8 protein-coding genes and 3 rRNA genes are annotated in these 18,527 nt (G+C 64.5%); 2 read left to right on the top strand and 9 right to left on the bottom strand.

The genetic code is table 11. From position 1 onward, the window contains the following. Positions 1-47: 47 nt before the first annotated feature. On the top strand, positions 48-1,382 hold the full coding sequence (locus HEB94_RS10330) for a YibE/F family protein (RefSeq protein ID WP_337917581.1): 1,335 nt from the start codon (positions 48-50) through the stop codon (positions 1,380-1,382). Positions 1,383-1,657: 275 nt separating this feature from the next. Here HEB94_RS10330 and rrf read toward each other — a convergent pair. The 3 genes from rrf to HEB94_RS10315 form a co-directional block, all read right to left on the bottom strand. Beyond that, positions 1,658-1,774: ribosomal RNA gene (gene rrf / locus HEB94_RS10325) — 5S ribosomal RNA — on the bottom strand. 141 nt (positions 1,775-1,915) lie between these two features. Next, a 23S ribosomal RNA gene (locus HEB94_RS10320) occupies positions 1,916-5,032 on the bottom strand. A gap of 401 nt (positions 5,033-5,433) precedes the next feature. Next, positions 5,434-6,948, bottom strand: a 16S ribosomal RNA gene (locus tag HEB94_RS10315). The 16S, 23S and 5S rRNA genes sit together here, the layout of an rRNA operon. Before the next feature lie 921 nt (positions 6,949-7,869). Between HEB94_RS10315 and HEB94_RS53445 the strand changes: the two genes are divergently transcribed. Next, positions 7,870-9,135 carry an O-antigen ligase family protein gene (locus HEB94_RS53445; RefSeq protein WP_192749688.1) on the top strand — a complete coding sequence of 422 codons (1,266 nt, stop codon included), beginning with the start codon at positions 7,870-7,872 and terminating at the stop codon, positions 9,133-9,135. A gap of 90 nt (positions 9,136-9,225) precedes the next feature. On the opposite strand, the gene dnaK (HEB94_RS10305) is transcribed toward HEB94_RS53445, so the two are convergent. The 6 genes from dnaK (HEB94_RS10305) to dnaK (HEB94_RS10280) form a co-directional block, all read right to left on the bottom strand. Beyond that, positions 9,226-11,133 (bottom strand): molecular chaperone DnaK, encoded by a 1,908-nt coding sequence (gene dnaK, locus HEB94_RS10305; RefSeq protein WP_192749687.1) that lies wholly within the window; start codon positions 11,131-11,133, stop codon positions 9,226-9,228. A gap of 208 nt (positions 11,134-11,341) precedes the next feature. Continuing rightward, positions 11,342-13,963, bottom strand: a complete 2,622-nt coding sequence (gene clpB, locus HEB94_RS10300; protein ID WP_192749686.1) for an ATP-dependent chaperone ClpB — start codon at positions 13,961-13,963, stop codon at positions 11,342-11,344. A 125-nt stretch (positions 13,964-14,088) separates the two neighbouring features. Next, entirely contained in the window at positions 14,089-14,562 is a 474-nt protein-coding gene (locus HEB94_RS10295; protein ID WP_192749685.1) for a heat shock protein transcriptional repressor HspR, read from the bottom strand. After that, entirely contained in the window at positions 14,559-15,749 is a 1,191-nt protein-coding gene (gene dnaJ, locus HEB94_RS10290) for a molecular chaperone DnaJ (protein ID WP_192749684.1), read from the bottom strand. The genes HEB94_RS10295 and dnaJ overlap by 4 nt, the downstream gene beginning before the upstream one ends. A 25-nt stretch (positions 15,750-15,774) precedes the next feature. Beyond that, positions 15,775-16,443, bottom strand: coding sequence for a nucleotide exchange factor GrpE (gene grpE, locus HEB94_RS10285; protein ID WP_337917579.1), 669 nt, complete (start codon positions 16,441-16,443; stop codon positions 15,775-15,777). 26 nt (positions 16,444-16,469) lie between these two features. Further along, the gene (dnaK, locus tag HEB94_RS10280; protein WP_192749682.1) at positions 16,470-18,368 is read right to left on the bottom strand and encodes a molecular chaperone DnaK; all 1,899 of its coding nucleotides are present in this window, start codon (positions 18,366-18,368) and stop codon (positions 16,470-16,472) included. Positions 18,369-18,527 lie beyond the last annotated feature (159 nt).

Raw genomic sequence — 18,527 nt, 5'->3', positions numbered from 1 at the left:
GCTCCACCTGACGACCACGTGCAGTGGCCTCGTCTACCGTTGCCCCGGTGACGAGCCCGATGCCGCCGGAACCCAACCCGCCGCGTGGCCACTTCCACCACACCCACCATGGCACGCACGCCGGATCGACCTCTCCGGCCGCCGCGTGGACCCGCCGGCGGGCGTCGGTCCTGCTCGCCGCGATCGTCGTACCCCTCGGGATCATCACCGCGCTCGGAGTCGTGCTGCTCTGGCCACACGGCCACGGCCCCGAGGACCGACGGCTGGACACTACCTACTACGCCCCAGGCGGGACCGTCGTGGAAGGCACCGTGAGCGCCCTGCAGACGTTCCGGTGCCCGAGCGGCGACTCCGGGCCCGGTCCGAACGGCGATGGCAGCGTGACCTGCGTCCGGGCCCAGGTGCGACTCGACACCGGGCCCAAGGCTGACGACAGGATCCAGGTCGACCTGCCACCGGAGATCAACCGCGCCGGCGTCTCCGCCGGTGACCAGATGCGTCTGTTACACGTGGCGGTCGGGCCGGAGGGCTCGAAGACCGACTACTACGCCTTCGTCGACTTCGTCCGCGGTGTGCCGATGCTGGCAATCGCGATCGCGTATGCCGTCGTGGTCATCGTCGTGGCGAGGTTCCGCGGGCTCCGGGCGCTGCTTGGCCTCGGGTTCGCCTACCTCATCCTCGCCTTCTTCATGTTGCCGGCCATGCTCGAGGGGACCTCACCACTCCTGGTCGGGCTCACCGGCGCCTCGGCGATCATGTTCGTGGTGCTGTACTTCGCCCACGGGTTCTCCACCCGGACGACGACAGCCCTCATCGGCACTCTCTTCGGTCTCGCCCTCACCGCCGTGCTCGCGTGGTGGGCGACCGATGCGGCGCGTCTCACCGGGCTCGGTGGCGGGGACGACAGCTTCCTGCTCCTGTCCTCCACCAATGGGCTCGACCTGTCCAAGATCGTGTTGTGCGGCATCGTCATCGCGGGCCTGGGGCTGTTGAACGACGTCACCATCACCCAGGCATCTGCCGTCTGGGAGTTGCACGAGCTGTCACCGCACCTCCCCGCGCGGCGGCTCTTCAGCGGCGCCATGCGGATCGGCCGCGACCACATCGCCTCGACGGTCTACACGATCGCCTTCGCCTACGCCGGCGCCGCACTCCCGATCTTCCTACTGATCACGTTGTACGAACGGCCGTTCCTCACCAGCCTCACCAGCGGTGAGCTCGCCGAGGAGGTCGTGCGCACCCTCGTCGGCTCCATCGGCCTGGTCCTCGCGATCCCCATCACCACCGCAGTGGGCGTCATCGTGGTCAAGTCCGTGAGCGGCCGCCATCACGACACGATCGCCGCGCCCAGCCATCAGGCCGGCAGCAGGCACAGCCTCTGAGTCTCCGCGTCCTCTGAGTCTCCGCACCACTGACGGTGGGGGTTCCATAGGTGGGAGCACCGCGATTCCATAGGTGGGAGCACCGCGAGCTCCGTCACCAAGCGCGGATCCGGCAGGCGAGGATCCACGACGCGGCTGGACTGCGGACTTCGCAACCAGCTGGGCCGGGACTACTGGACCTGGGGCAGCGCCCTGGACCGGCAGCTCTCCCCGGAAAAAGGGTCCAGAAATGCGTTGAGGGCCACCCCATGCGGGGTGGCCCTCAACGAAAGAATGTCCGGCGGTGTCCTACTCTCCCACAGGATCCCTCCTGCAGTACCATCGGCGCTGAAGAGCTTAACTTCCGGGTTCGGAATGGGACCGGGTGTTTCCCCTTCGCCATGACCGCCGTAACCCTATGAAAATATCAGGCCCACCACACCCAACAACCACAACAAACGTTGGGGTGAGTGATGGATCCGGCCCGTACCTTCAGAACCGCATAGTGGACGCACAATCTTTCAAGCCAACACGACGAAAAAACATGAGAGTGTGAAGACAAGCCCTCGGCCTATTAGTACCAGTCAGCTCCACGAGTCTTTCGTCCTCGCTTCCACATCTGGCCTATCAACCCAGTCGTCTACTGGGGGCCTTACCCGGTTAACCCGGTGGGAGACCTCATCTTGAAGCGTGCTTCCCGCTTAGATGCCTTCAGCGGTTATCACTCCCGAACGTAGCCAACCAGCGGTGCTCTTGGCAGAACAACTGGCACACCAGAGGTTCGTCCGTCCCGGTCCTCTCGTACTAGGGACAGCCCTTCTCAAGTCTCCTGCGCGCACAGCGGATAGGGACCGAACTGTCTCACGACGTTCTAAACCCAGCTCGCGTACCGCTTTAATGGGCGAACAGCCCAACCCTTGGGACCTGCTCCGGCCCCAGGATGCGACGAGCCGACATCGAGGTGCCAAACCATGCCGTCGATATGGACTCTTGGGCAAGATCAGCCTGTTATCCCCGGGGTACCTTTTATCCGTTGAGTCACGGCGCTTCCACGTGCCACCGTAAGATCACTAGTCCCGACTTTCGTCCCTGCTCGACCTGTCGGTCTCACAGTCAAGCTCCCTTGTGCACTTGCACTCGACACCTGATTGCCAACCAGGCTGAGGGAACCTTTGGGCGCCTCCGTTACATTTTGGGAGGCAACCGCCCCAGTTAAACTACCCACCAGGCACTGTCCCTGATCCGGATAACGGACCGAGGTTAGACAGCCAATACGATCAGAGTGGTATTTCAACGTTGACTCCACCCGAACTGGCGTCCAGGTTTCACAGTCTCCCACCTATCCTACACAAACCGAACCGACCGCCAATACCAAGCTGTAGTAAAGGTCCCGGGGTCTTTCCGTCCTGCTGCGCGTAACGAGCATCTTTACTCGTAATGCAATTTCGCCGGGTCCATGGTTGAGACAGCGCCCAAGTCGTTACGCCATTCGTGCAGGTCGGAACTTACCCGACAAGGAATTTCGCTACCTTAGGATGGTTATAGTTACCACCGCCGTTTACTGGCGCTTAAGTTCTCAGCTTCGACCCGAAGGTCTAACCGGTCCCCTTAACGTTCCAGCACCGGGCAGGCGTCAGTCCGTATACATCGTCTTGCGACTTCGCACGGACCTGTGTTTTTAGTAAACAGTCGCTTGGGCCTGGTCTCTGCGACCTTCACCGCTACAGGGAGCAAGTCCCCTCACGGATCCGGTCCCCCTTCTCCCGAAGTTACGGGGGCATTTTGCCGAGTTCCTTAACCATGGTTCGCCCGATCGCCTTGGTATTCTCTACCTGACCACCTGTGTCGGTTTGGGGTACGGGCGGCCTTGCCACTCGCTAGAGGTTTTTCTCGGCAGCATGGGATCACTCACTTCGCCTCAATCGGCTCGGCATCAGGTCTCAAGCACAAGAGACGCGGATTTACCTACGCCTCGCCCTACACCCTTGCCCGCGGACTACCATCGCCGCGTAGAGCTACCCTCCTGCGTCACCCCATCGCTTGCCTACTACCGGATCGGTTCACGCGCTCACCCGAAACAACCCCGAAAGGTCATCCCAGGATCGGGCGCTTAGCATCACCGGACTCAGCATGGGCGCGACAAAGCCGGTACGGGAATATCAACCCGTTGTCCATCGACTACGCCTGTCGGCCTCGCCTTAGGTCCCGACTTACCCAGGGCGGATTAGCCTGGCCCTGGAACCCTTGGTCATTCGGCGGAGGAGTTTCTCACTCCTCTTTCGCTACTCATGCCTGCATTCTCACTCGTGTAGCATCCACGACTGGGTCACCCCGCCGCTTCACACGCCACACGACGCTCCCCTACCCATCCACGCGTCTGGACCGCACCCCGAAGGACACGGCCGAACAAATACGCAAATGCCACAGCTTCGGCGGTTCGCTTGAGCCCCGCTACATTGTCGGCGCAGAATCACTTGACCAGTGAGCTATTACGCACTCTTTCAAGGGTGGCTGCTTCTAAGCCAACCTCCTGGTTGTCTCTGCGACTCCACATCCTTTTCCACTTAGCGAACGCTTAGGGGCCTTAGCTGGTGATCTGGGCTGTTTCCCTCTCGACTACGAAGCTTATCCCCCGCAGTCTCACTGCCGCGCTCTCACCTACCGGCATTCGGAGTTTGGCTGATTTCGGTAAGCTTGTCGGCCCCCTAGACCATCCAGTGCTCTACCTCCGGTAGGAAACACGCGACGCTGCACCTATATGCATTTCGGGGAGAACCAGCTATCACGGAGTTTGATTGGCCTTTCACCCCTACCCACAGGTCATCCCCCGGCTTTTCAACGCCGGTGGGTTCGGGCCTCCACGCGGTCTTACCCGCGCTTCACCCTGCCCATGGGTAGATCACTCCGCTTCGGGTCTAGAGCACGCGACTCAACGCCCTATTAGGACTCGCTTTCGCTACGGCTTCCCCACACGGGTTAACCTCGCCACGTACCACTAACTCGCAGGCTCATTCTTCAAAAGGCACGCCGTCACAGCCCAAAAGGACCGCTCCGACGGATTGTAGGCACACGGTTTCAGGGACTATTTCACTCCCCTCCCGGGGTACTTTTCACCTTTCCCTCACGGTACTGGTTCACTATCGGTCACCAGAGAGTATTTAGGCTTAGCGGGTGGTCCCGCCAGATTCACACAGGATTTCAGGGGTCCCGTGCTACTTGGGAAAACGTCCAGGAGCCATCACGTTACGTCTACAGGGGTATCACCTGCTATGCCAGGCCTTTCCAGACCTTTCGACTTCCGCGATGGTTTATCACTCCTTGCCGGATCAGTAGCTCCGACCGGACGATCCCACAACCCCGCATAGGCAACGCCTACCAGCTATCACGCCTACACGGTTTAGCCTCTTCCGCTTTCGCTCGCCACTACTCACGGAATCACAATTGTTTTCTCTTCCTGCGGGTACTGAGATGTTTCACTTCCCCGCGTTCCCTCCGAACGCCCTATGTGTTCAGGCGCCGGTGACTGGACATGACTCCAGCCGGGTTTCCCCATTCGGACACCCCCGGATCACAGCTCGGTTGCCAACTCCCCGGGGCTTTTCGCAGGCTCCTACGTCCTTCATCGGCTTCTGGTGCCAAGGCATCCACCGAGTGCCCTTACTAACTTGTCTCACAAGACACACAACGTCTCGGCAAAAAAGATGCTCGCGTCCACTATGCAGTTCTCAAGATACGAACGGAAACCCACCCACAACCGCCGCGTACCACCCAACACCCAAACCACAGACGAAGAATGGCCGTACGAACGCAGGGCAGACCCACCAAGAAACCACAACCACAAACCACATGGCCTGATCCCTCAGGACCCAACAACGTGCCTCAGCACCACCCAACCACACCCACCATTTCCACACCCACACCACAAGAAGCGACGTGAGCAGTACTACGGCGGGCACACCCTGGACGGATACCCACTAGCCGATGCTCCACTAATGAGCTCACCGCTCTGACACACTCGGCCAGACAACGGCGCCCTGGACAACACTCACGCGCTGCCAGAAAAGCTCCTTAGAAAGGAGGTGATCCAGCCGCACCTTCCGGTACGGCTACCTTGTTACGACTTAGTCCTAATCGCCAGCCCCACCTTCGACGGCTCCCTCCACAAGGGTTGGGTCACCGGCTTCGGGTATTGCCGACTTTCATGACTTGACGGGCGGTGTGTACAAGGCCCGGGAACGTATTCACCGCGGCGTTGCTGATCCGCGATTACTAGCGACTCCAACTTCACGGGGTCGAGTTGCAGACCCCGATCCGAACTGAGGCCGGCTTTTTGGGATTCGCTCCACCTCACGATTTCGCAGCCCATTGTACCGACCATTGTAGCATGTTTGCAGCCCTGGACATAAGGGGCATGATGACTTGACCTCATCCCCACCTTCCTCCGAGTTGACCCCGGCAGTCTCCTATGAGTTCCCGGCATTACCCGCTGGCAACATAGGACGAGGGTTGCGCTCGTTGCGGGACTTAACCCAACATCTCACGACACGAGCTGACGACAGCCATGCACCACCTGTGCAGAGCCCTTACGGACCCCGTATCTCTACGAGATTTCTCTGCATGTCAAACCCAGGTAAGGTTCTTCGCGTTGCCTCGAATTAAGCAACATGCTCCGCCGCTTGTGCGGGCCCCCGTCAATTCCTTTGAGTTTTAGCCTTGCGGCCGTACTCCCCAGGCGGGGCGCTTAATGCGTTAGCTGCGGCACGGAGGACGTGGAAGTCCCCCACACCTAGCGCCCAACGTTTACGGCGTGGACTACCAGGGTATCTAATCCTGTTCGCTCCCCACGCTTTCGCTCCTCAGCGTCAGGTAAGGCCCAGAGAGCCGCCTTCGCCACCGGTGTTCCTCCTGATATCTGCGCATTCCACCGCTACACCAGGAATTCCACTCTCCCCTGCCTACCTCTAGTCTGCCCGTATCGAAAGCAAGTCCGGAGTTAAGCCCCGGATTTTCACTTTCGACGCAACAAACCGCCTACGAGCCCTTTACGCCCAATAATTCCGGACAACGCTCGCGCCCTACGTGTTACCGCGGCTGCTGGCACGTAGTTGGCCGGCGCTTCTTCTGCGGGTACCGTCACTTGCGCTTCGTCCCCGCTGAAAGAGGTTTACAACCCGAAGGCCGTCATCCCTCACGCGGCGTTGCTGCATCAGGCTTTCGCCCATTGTGCAATATTCCCCACTGCTGCCTCCCGTAGGAGTCTGGGCCGTGTCTCAGTCCCAGTGTGGCCGGTCGCCCTCTCAGGCCGGCTACCCGTAAAAGCCTTGGTAGGCCATTACCCCACCAACAAGCTGATAGGCCGCGAGCCCATCTCTAGCCAATAAATCTTTCCACCCTCACCGATGCCAGCAAGAGTCATATCCGGTATTAGACCCAGTTTCCCGGGCTTATCCCAGAGCTAGAGGCAGGTTGCTCACGTGTTACTCACCCGTTCGCCGCTCGAGTACCCCGAAGGGCCTTTCCGCTCGACTTGCATGTGTTAAGCACGCCGCCAGCGTTCGTCCTGAGCCAGGATCAAACTCTCCGTTGAAAACTGGAGAAAACATCCCGGCAAACAAACAACCCCAAAAGAGGTCGCCTGCATACCAAAGGAATCCGTCGAAACACCAGCACATAAATGCACCAGCATCCCAGACGGGGACAAACTTATGCATCGACTTTCGGCACGCTGTTGAGTTCTCAAGGATCAGACGCTTCCCAGCCCCAGACCTACCAGCCCGGAACCAGGGCAACTCCTCTACTTTACTTGTTCCGACTTCCCGAGTCAAACTCGGGTTGTGCGGAACATTTCCCCCCACACGCACCCGGAAACACCGAAGTAGCTTCCGAACTGACTTGGTGGGAGAAGCCGCCGGTCCGGCCACCTCTCGGTGTCCCGCGCTCTCAGCGACGTTCCTAAGGCTACCGGCCGTTCCGCAACCCGGTCAAATCGGGGTGTTTCGGGCCGTTCCCCCTCCTTCACAGCCTTCGGATGGCGCGCCAAAGCGCGTTGCCCGAAGATCATCAAGGAGGAGATTGCCGCTGGTCCGGCCGCCTGATGGCGTCCCGCTCTCGCAGCGACTCGTAGAAGTTACATGCCTGTGGCGCCATGGTCAACTTGGGGGTCTAGCGTGCCCGTCCGGCGTGTCCCCGCCGGTGGACACCAGCTCGTTGCCGACCGGCCGGACCCCGTCATCGCGCGGTCCGCGCCGTCGCGCACCAGGAGGAGACAACGGGACCGGCCCACGGGCTGATTCCCGATCTCCCCCCAACACCCGTCACCCGGACGACAACGCGGGCGACGCCGGCCCGAGACCACTCGGCACACACCGCCCAACCCCCACTGACCACGTGGAGCCGAGTGCTCGCGCTGTGTCGTCACTTTCCTCCGCATCCGCCGGGTTCGACGGGATTTCCTGCATTACCGTCGAGCGGGCTTCGGGTAGGGGTGGGGTGGGGTGGGGTGGGGGGAGTGCACGAGCGCGCCATGCGCTTCCGGATGCCGGGACGCGACCTCATCGGCCCGGTCTTCCTCATAGGCCTGCTTTTCGCCGGCTACGTCGAAGGGACAGCGGCGTTCGCCTGGCTGCCGGTCGACCTGACGATGATCGCCTCGGCGGTCACGGTGCTCGTGGTCGTCCTGGCGTTCCTCCGCAGGCTCTCCGCGCCCCGGAACGCCGCCTTGGTCGTCCTGCTGTGGCTGAGCTTCGTTCCGGCCTCGCTGCTCCACGGTCCCGCGTCACCGTTCCCCGACGCCAACCCGTACGCCGACGCGAAGGTCCTCGAGCTGTGGACCCTCACCCTGCTCGCGGCGCTGGCGCCGTTCTTCGTGGTCGACACCCCACGTCGACGGATGGTGGCGGCCTGGACCGTGGTGGCCGGCGCCGGCTGCCTCGTCCTCGCGATCCTCGGGTTCTTCGTACGCCGGCGTCCTCTTCGCGCCCTGCTCTTCGTCGGCGCGCTCGGGATGGCCGCGGCCGTCGTCGAGTCCGGCTCGCGGGGGGGACTCTTCGCCGCCGCCGTGGCGTTCCTGCTCGTCGGCTGCAGCAGGCTCGACGGGACGAGCAGCCGCCAGGCCCGGATCGCGGCGGTCCTCGCGTTGTTCCCCTTCGCGCTCTGGTGGATGAGCCGGGACGCCGGCCTGGCCGCGGAGCGGCTCCTCCGGGTGGTTCAGGGCGGCGCCGGCGACGACGTGTCCGTCGGCGCACGCCTCCACCTCATCGGCGGAGCGCTCCGGACGGCGGGGCAGCACCCAGCAGGGGTGGGTTGGGGGAGCCTGGTCGACTACCTGAGACCGAGCGAGGTGCTCGACGACCGTTGGACGCAGTACCCCCACAACCTCCTGGTCGAGGTCCTGGCGGAGGCGGGAGCGGTCTGCGCGCTCGCGGTCGTTGCGTTCCTCGCCGTGAGTGCGTGGCGGCTTCGCCGGTGCTGCAGGTCGAGGGACGGTGCAATCTGGTCGGGCCTGACGCTCTTCTTCGTTCTGAACGCCATGGTGTCCGGCGACATCAACGACAACCGGCCGATGTTCGCCGCGGTCGCGATCACCCTGACCATCGAGGTCGCCCGGCGCCGAGAGGCTCGTCCCGGGCCGCCCGTCTGGCCGCGGGAGCGGTATACCCCGACCGAGGCGGAGGTGACGTCCTTCGTGTCAGGCGTCGGGAGGCCCGCGCCGGGCGCGGGTACCGAGATCCCGGCCCGTCCCGGCGTCATCCCCGCCGCGCGCCGCGCGAGCTAGCGCCCGGCAAACGCGAGGGGTGCACCGGCTGGCTTGCCGGCACACCCCTCGTCCGTTGACGCTGGTTCGCGGAATCCGCGAACCGCGGGCCTACTTCTGCTCGCCCGCCGGCTTGTCCTCGTCGAGGATCTCGCCCTCGACGACGTCGCCGTCCGCCGACTGGCCGGAGCCCGTCGAGCCGTCGGCGGAGCCGTCCGTCGCGCCGTCCGGCGTACCGGCCGAGTCGGCGCCGGCAGCCGTGGACTGCTGGGTGTTGGCGTAGATCGCCGCACCGATCTTGGTGCGGGACTCCGAGAGCTTGTCGAACGCCGTCTTCAACGCGTCGGCGTCCTCACCCTCCAGGGCCTTCTTGACGGCGGCGATGTCCTCGCCGACCTCCGACTTCACCTCGGCCGGGACGCTGTCGGGGTTGTCGGCGATGAACTTCTCGGTCTGGTAGACGAGGCTCTCGGCCTGGTTGCGCAGCTCCGCGGCCTCGCGGCGCTTACGGTCGTCTTCGGCGTACTCCTCGGCATCGCGGATCATCCGGTCGATGTCGTCCTTGGGCAGTGCCGAACCACCGGTCACGGTCATCTTCTGCTCACGACCCGTACCCAGGTCCTTCGCGGACACGTGCACGATGCCGTTGGCGTCGATGTCGAAGGAGACCTCGATCTTCGGCATTCCGCGGGGCGCCGGGGCGATGCCGGTGAGCTCGAAGTTGCCGAGCGACTTGTTGTCGGCGGCCATGGCGCGCTCGCCCTGGAACACCTCGATCAGCACGGAGGGCTGCGCGTCGGAAGCGGTGGAGAAGATCTGCGACTTGGTCGTCGGAATCGTGGTGTTGCGCTCGATGATCTTCGTGAACACACCACCCTGACCGGAGAGCCGGCCGGAGGCGATTCCGAGGGAGAGCGGAGTCACGTCCAACAACAGAACGTCCTTCACCTCACCCCGCAACACACCCGACTGCAACGACGCACCAATCGCCACCACCTCATCAGGGTTCACACCCTTGTGAGGCTCCTTACCACCCGTCAACTCCCGCACCAGATCCGCCACCGCAGGCATCCGAGTAGAACCACCCACCAAAATCACATGATCGATCTTGGCGATCTCCACCCCACCATCCTTCAACACCTGCTGGAACGGACGCCGACACCGCTCCAACAAATCACCCGTCATCCGCTGGAACTCAGCCCGCGACAACTTCTCATCCAAATGCAACGGACCCGACTCACCCAACGTGATGTACGGCAAATTAATCTGCGTCTCCGACGCCGACGACAACTCGATCTTCGCCTTCTCAGCAGCCTCCGTCAGACGCTGCTTCGCGATCTTGTCCGCCCCCAGATCAATCCCCTGCTTGTTCTTGAACTGCCCCACCAACCAGTCCACGATCTTGGAATCCCAGTCATCACCACCCAGATGGTTGTCACCAGAAGTCGCCTTGACCTCAAACACACCCTCACCAATCTCCAACAACGAGACATCGAAGGTGCCACCACCCAGATCGAACACCAAAATCGTCTGGTCGTGCTCCTTGTCCAACCCATACGCCAACGCCGCCGCAGTCGGCTCATTGATGATCCGCTGAACAGTCAAACCAGCGATCTCACCAGCCTCCTTCGTCGCCTGACGCTGCGCATCCGAAAAATAGGCCGGCACAGTAATAACCGCATCCGTCACCGGCTCACCCAAATACGCCTCCGCATCACGCTTCAACTTCTGCAAAATAAACGCAGAAATCTGCTGCGGCGTAAACGGCTTACCATCCACCGAAGTCGACCAGTCAGTCCCCATATGACGCTTAACCGAACGAATCGTCCGATCAACATTCGTCACCGCCTGCCGCTTCGCCACCTCCCCCACCAACACCTCACCATTCTTCGCAAACGCCACCACCGACGGAGTGGTCCGCGCACCCTCCGCATTCGTCACCACCGTCGGCTCCCCACCCTCAAGAACCGCCACCACCGAATTCGTCGTACCAAGATCAATACCAACCGAACGAGCCATAACGCCTAGCCTCCGAAGCTTTGGGTTGTCCATGAGTGGAGAGCCGCGGCGCGGCCTGGTTGGCACCGCGGGTGAGAAGTCGTCGAAGAGTCAGGAAAGAGTCAGGAAGGGACCGGGGATCAGGGTGGACCGGGGTCTGGGAGCGCGAAGGAACCCTCGCCGGCGGCCGGGTGTCGCCCGCGGGAGACACCCGGCCCGACCGTTCGGCTCACGGTGAGTGGACCGGGACGGGGGCGGCCGGAGCCACCCGGATCTCAAGGGAGTCGTTGGCGTCGTTGACGTCGACGAGGACGCGGTTGCCGTCGCGTACCTCACCGGCCAGCAGCTTGCGGGCCAGGCCGTCGCCGATCGCCGACTGGACGAGGCGTCGCAGCGGGCGGGCGCCGTAGACCGGGTCGTAGCCGGTCAGGGCCAGCCATTCCTTCGCTCCGTCGGTGACCTCGAGCCGGATGCGCCGGTCGGCCAGGCGCTTGGCTAGCGCCGCCACCTGGAGGTCGACGATCCGGGTGAGTTCCTCGCTCCCGAGCGCGTCGAAGAGCACCACCTCGTCGAGCCGGTTGAGGAACTCGGGCTTGAACGACGTCCGTACGACGCTCATCACCATCTCGCGCTTCTTCGCCTCCTCCAGTGAGGGGTCGGCGAGGTACTGCGAGCCGAGGTTGCTGGTGAGGATCAGCAGCACGTTGCGGAAGTCGACGGTGCGGCCCTGCCCGTCGGTGAGCCGGCCGTCGTCCAGCACCTGCAGGAGGACGTCGAAGACCTCCGGGTGCGCCTTCTCCACCTCGTCGAGCAGGATCACGGAGTACGGCCTCCGGCGCACCGCCTCGGTCAGCTGGCCGCCCTCCTCGTAGCCGACGTAGCCGGGTGGCGCGCCGACCAGGCGGGCGACCGAGTGCTTCTCGGCGTACTCACTCATGTCGATGCGGACCATCGCGCGTTCGTCGTCGAAGAGGAACTCCGCGAGTGCCTTCGCCAACTCCGTCTTGCCGACGCCGGTGGGTCCGAGGAAGAGGAACGATCCGGTCGGACGGTCGGGGTCGGACACGCCCGCGCGGGCCCGGCGTACGGCGTCGGACACCGCGGCCACGGCCCGGCGCTGCCCGATCAGCCGCTGGCCGAGTTCGTCCTCCATCCGCAGCAGCTTGCCGGTCTCGCCCTCGAGCAACCGCCCGGTGGGGATGCCGGTCCAGCTGGACACGACCTCGGCCACCTCGTCCGGTCCGACCTCGTCGCGCACCATCGGCACGGTGTCGGTCGGCTCCGGGGGTGCCTCGGAGGCTGCCTTCAGCTCCTTCTCGAGCTGGGGGATCTCGCCGTAGAGGATCCGCGCCGCGGTCTCCAGGTCGCCTTCGCGCTGGGCGCGCTCGGCCTGCACCCGGAGGTCGTCCAGCCGCTGCTTGACGTCGCCGACGCGGTTCAGGCCGGACTTCTCCTTCTCCCAGCGGGCCTCCAGACCGCGCAGGGACTCCTCGCGGTCGGCGAGCTCGGCGCGGAGAGTCGCCAGCCGTTCGCGGCTCGCGGCGTCCTCCTCCTTGGAGAGGGCGAGTTCCTCCATCTTCATCCGGTCGACCTGCCGGCGGAGCTCGTCGATCTCGACCGGGCTGGAGTCGATCTCCATCCGCAGTCGGCTCGCGGCCTCGTCGACGAGGTCGATCGCCTTGTCGGGGAGCTTGCGGCCGGTGATGTAGCGGTTGGACAGGGTCGCCGCGGCGACCAGCGCACTGTCGGCGATCTGCGCCTTGTGGTGCGCCTCGTAGCGTTCCCGTAGGCCACGCAGGATCGCGATGGTGTCCTCGACGGACGGCTCACCGACGAACACCTGCTGGAACCGGCGTTCGAGGGCGGGATCCTTCTCGATCCGCTGGCGGTACTCGTCCAGCGTGGTGGCGCCGATCATCCGCAGCTCACCACGGGCCAGCATCGGCTTGAGCATGTTGCCGGCGTCCATGGAGCCGTCACCGGTCGCGCCGGCACCGACGACGGTGTGCAGCTCGTCGATGAAGGTGATGATCTGGCCGTCGCTCTCCTTGATCTCGTTGAGTACGGCCTTCAGACGTTCCTCGAACTCACCGCGGTACTTCGCGCCGGCCACCATCGAACCGAGGTCGAGGGACACCAGCCGGCGGCCCTTCAACGACTCCGGTACGTCACCGGCGACGATCCGCTGGGCGAGTCCTTCGACCACCGCGGTCTTGCCGACACCGGGCTCGCCGATGAGCACCGGGTTGTTCTTGGTACGCCGGGACAGCACCTGGACCACCCGGCGGATCTCGGCGTCCCGCCCGATGACGGGGTCGAGTTTGCCGTCGCGGGCCCCGTCGGTGAGATCGACGGAGTACTTCGAGAGGGCCTTGTAGGTGCCTTCCGGGTCCGGCGAGGTGACCCGTGCCGAACCGCGGACCTTGGCGAACGCGGCGAGCAGGCCGTCCGCGGTCGCGCCGGCCCGCGTCAACACCTCCTTGGCGCTGCTGGCGACGGTCGCGAGCCCGACCAGCAGGTGCTCGGTCGAGACGTACTCGTCACCGAGCTCGGTGGCCTGGTCCTGTGCGACCTGCAGCACCTGGTATAGAGGGCGAGCCAACCCCGGCGCCTGCACGGTGGAGCCGCTCGCGGCGGGCAGCCGCTCGGCCGCCTCGGTGGCGGCCTTCTCCACGGCGTTCCGGTCGGTGCCCACCGCGTCGAGCAGGCCACTGGCCGTGCCCTCGGAGTCGGCAAGCAGGGCGAGGAGTACGTGGACCGGCTCGACCGAGGGGTTTCCGCTGTTTGCGGCCCGTCGGATCGCGGCCGAGAGTGCGTCCTGGCTCTTGGTCGTCAGCTTCTGCGCATCCATGGTCGTGGCAACCCCGTCAATCTCAACGATTCGTCGTCGACAGGTAGAACGGTCGAAAAGTTGAGTCCATTCCACTCAACTTGATGGTCATAGTGGTGCTCGTCCGGTGCATCCAGGGCCGTGCCCTACCGCCGACGCCGCGCCCGTCCCTGCCAGACCACGACGGCCTGGCTGGGACGCGGCATGAGCTCAGGGAGGTAGGCCGCCTGCTCGGCGGCCCGTTCCAGCATCACCTGGGCGTCGTCGAGCGCCTCCTCGAGTTCGGCCACCCGAGCCGTCAGCGACTCGGCCAGCGCCTCGAGTTCGAGGATCCGCTTCACACCCTCGAGCCCGATGCCCGCCGCCGTGAGCTCGGCGACGTGGCGCAGGGTCTCGATGTCACGCAGGGAGTAGCGCCGCCCGCCGCCCCCCGACCGGCCCGGCGTCACCAGGCCGAGCCGGTCGTAGGTACGGAGCGTCTGCGGGTGCAGCCCGGTGAGCTCGGCAGCCACACTGATCACGTAGACCGGCGTCTCGGCGTCCATCGTCATGTCGAACGCCGCCCGCGCCCGACGGGAGCCACCGAGGCCTCCCGTCGGGTCGGACCGGGTACCCGTCATCGGACGCCTTCCTTCCCGTCGTACTCGTGGTCGGAATCATCGGCGCCGGTCGCCTTGCGATAGGCGTCGAGAGCTTCCTTGGCCTTCTCGTCGAGGTGTTCGGGAACGACGACCTCGACGCTGACCAGCAGGTCTCCCTTGGTGCCGTCGCGGCGCGCGCTGCCCTTGCCGCGGACTCGGAAGGTGCGGCCGTTGGGCGTGCCCGCGGGGACCTTCAGGGTGACCGTCTGGCCGTTGAGCGTGGGCACGGTCACCTCGCCACCGAGAGCCGCCTCGGGGAACGAGATCGGCACGGTGATGGTGAGGTGCTCGCCCTTGCGGCCGAACCGCTCGTCCGGCTGGACGTGCACCGTGACGTACAGGTCGCCGGACGGGCCGCCGCGTTCACCGGCGGCGCCCTTGCCCCGCAGCCGGATCCGCTGGTTGTCGTAGACACCGGCGGGGATCCGGACCTGCATGGTCCGCGACGACGTGCCACGACCGGAGCCGTGGCAGGTCGGGCACGGGTTGTCGACGACGAGCCCCCGACCACGGCAGGTACGGCACGGCTCGGTCATCGCCAGCCGGCCGCCCTGGGAGGTGGCCCGCATACCGACGCCCTCACAGTCCGGACAGACCCGCGGCATGGTGCCGGCCTTCGCGCCGGTGCCCGAACAGTCCGGACACGGCGCGTCGCTGGTCATGCGGAGCGGGACCGTGACCCCGTCCACCGCGTCGCGGAAGCCGATGCTCACCTCGGTCTCGACATCGGCACCACGGCGGGGACGGGTGCCTGGCGGGGTCCGGGTCTTCCCACCGGTGAAGATGCCACCGAGGATGTCGCCGAGTCCGCCGCCACCGGCGCCGGTGCGGTTGCCGCCCTGCTGGTTGAAGATGTCGCCCAGGTCGAACGGGAAACCCCCGCCGCCCTGACCACCCTGGCCGCCCGGGAACCGGAAGCCACCGGCGCCCCCGAACAGCGACCGGGCCTCGTCGTACTCCTTCCGCTTGGCGGGGTCGGAGAGGACGGAGTAGGCCTCGGACACTTCCTTGAAGCGCTCCTCGGCCTTGGCGTCACCCCGGTTGGCGTCCGGGTGGTTCTGTCGGGCCAGCTTGCGGTACGACTTCTTGATCTCCTCGGCGGAAGCATCCTTGGAGACGCCGAGCACCTTGTAGAAGTCCTTCTCGAGCCACTCTTTCGTGCCCATTGGTGCCCCTCACCTCCCCTTCTGCTCAGCCGCCGTCGGACGGGCCCTGCCGGTCACCCGGACCGCCCGTCTCCGAAGTGTCTCCCTGCTCCGCGCTCTGGACGCTTTCGCCGTTCTCCGCCGGCAGCCCGGCAGTGGGCTCGGCCACCGCGACTCGCGCCGGACGCAGGATGCGCTCGCCGTGCCGGTATCCCGGCTGCAGGATCGCCGAGCAGGTCGGCCCGGTGACGTCGTCGGAGTAGGCGTGCATGAGTGCCTCGTGCACGCGTGGGTCGAACTCCTCACCGACCTCGCCGTACTTGACCAGGCCGAGCTTGGTGAGGCTGGACTCCAGCGCCTCGGCCACCGCCTTGAAGCCGCCGGAGAGCTCGCCGTGCTCGCGGGCGCGGCCGATGTCGTCCAGGACGGGCAGGAGTTCGGTGAGGACGCCGCCCACGGCGAGGTCCTGGTTGGCCTGCCGGTCGCGGTCGACTCGCCGCTTGTAGTTGACGTACTCCGCCTGGATGCGCTTGATGTCGTTGGTGCGCTCGGCGAGTGCGACCTTCAGTGCCTCCACCTCGGCAGCCTCTGCACCTTCTTCGGCCTCGACCTCCGCAGACGCGTCCGGAGCCTCTCCGGCCGGGGACGCGGACGTGCGCGCCCCCTCGCGGAGTTCACCGGTCTGCGGGTCGATACGCCGTCGGTCGCGGACCACGGGACCTTCGTGTTCCTCGGCCTGCGTCACTTCTGACCGCCCTGCCCCTCATCGGTGTTGCCGCCGGCCGGCTTGTCCTCGTCGACGATCTCGGCCTCGACCACATCTTCGTCGTCGTTCTGGTTGGAGCCGCCGGGCGTGCCGGCGTCCGTGCCCTCACCTGCGGTGGCGCCGGCGCCCTGGGACTGCTGGGCGTTGGCGTAGATCGCGGCGCCCATCTTGGTGCGGGACTCCGAGAGCTTGTCGAACGCCGTCTTCAACGCGTCGGCGTCCTCGCCTTCGAGCGCCTTCTTCAGCGCCGAGACGTCCTGCTCGACCTCGGTCTTGACGTCGGCCGGGACGCTGTCGGGGTTGTCGGCGATGAACTTCTCGGTCTGGTAGACCAGCGTGTCCGCCTGGTTGCGCAGCTCCGCGGCCTCGCGGCGCTTACGGTCCTCCTCGGCGTACTGCTCGGCGTCTCGAACCATCCGGTCGATGTCGTCCTTGGGCAGTGCCGAACCACCGGTCACGGTCATCTTCTGCTCACGACCGGTGCCCAGGTCCTTCGCGGACACGTGCACGATGCCGTTGGCGTCGATGTCGAACGCGACCTCGATCTGGGGGACGTTGCGCGGCGCGGGCGGAAGTCCGGTGAGCTCGAAGTTTCCGAGGGACTTGTTGTCGCGCGCCATTTCGCGCTCGCCCTGGAACACCTCGATCATGACGGACGGCTGGTTGTCCTCGGCGGTCGTGAACACCTCGGAGCGCTTGGTCGGGATGGTCGTGTTGCGCTCGATGATCTTGGTGAAGACGCCGCCCTTGGTCGCGATTCCGAGGGAGAGCGGAGTCACGTCCAACAACAGAACGTCCTTCACCTCACCCCGCAACACACCCGACTGCAACGACGCACCAATCGCCACCACCTCATCAGGGTTCACACCCTTGTGAGGCTCCTTACCACCCGTCAACTCCCGCACCAGATCCGCCACCGCAGGCATCCGAGTAGAACCACCCACCAAAATCACATGATCGATCTTGGCGATCTCCACCCCACCATCCTTCAACACCTGCTGGAACGGACGCCGACACCGCTCCAACAAATCACCCGTCATCCGCTGGAACTCAGCCCGCGACAACTTCTCATCCAAATGCAACGGACCCGACTCACCCAACGTGATGTACGGCAAATTAATCTGCGTCTCCGACGCCGACGACAACTCGATCTTCGCCTTCTCAGCAGCCTCCGTCAGACGCTGCTTCGCGATCTTGTCCGCCCCCAGATCAATCCCCTGCTTGTTCTTGAACTGCCCCACCAACCAGTCCACGATCTTGGAATCCCAGTCATCACCACCCAGATGGTTGTCACCAGAAGTCGCCTTGACCTCAAACACACCCTCACCAATCTCCAACAACGAGACATCGAAGGTGCCACCACCCAGATCGAACACCAAAATCGTCTGGTCGTGCTCCTTGTCCAACCCATACGCCAACGCCGCCGCAGTCGGCTCATTGATGATCCGCTGAACAGTCAAACCAGCGATCTCACCAGCCTCCTTCGTCGCCTGACGCTGCGCATCCGAAAAATAGGCCGGCACAGTAATAACCGCATCCGTCACCGGCTCACCCAAATACGCCTCCGCATCACGCTTCAACTTCTGCAAAATAAACGCAGAAATCTGCTGCGGCGTAAACGGCTTACCATCCACCGAAGTCGACCAGTCAGTCCCCATATGACGCTTAACCGAACGAATCGTCCGATCAACATTCGTCACCGCCTGCCGCTTCGCCACCTCCCCCACCAACACCTCACCATTCTTCGCAAACGCCACCACCGACGGAGTGGTCCGCGCACCCTCCGCATTCGTCACCACCGTCGGCTCCCCACCCTCAAGAACCGCCACCACCGAATTCGTCGTACCAAGATCAATACCAACCGAACGAGCCATAACGCCTAGCCTCCGTGCGTCGTGCCGCCGCCTTCGTTGGGGGGCGGGTGGGATGTGGTGTCGTAGTGAGTAGTCGGTGTCGTGCCCGCCGTCGCCGGACCGGGGTCCGACTTGGCCGACCTTGAGTCTAGCTCGCTCAATCTTGCCGAGCGCACTCGA

The sequence above is a fragment of the Actinopolymorpha pittospori genome (assembly GCF_014873875.1).
Classification (GTDB): domain Bacteria; phylum Actinomycetota; class Actinomycetes; order Propionibacteriales; family Actinopolymorphaceae; genus Actinopolymorpha; species Actinopolymorpha pittospori.
Note: the sequence above shows the minus strand (reverse complement) of the source record. Positions and strands in the feature narration are given on the sequence as shown.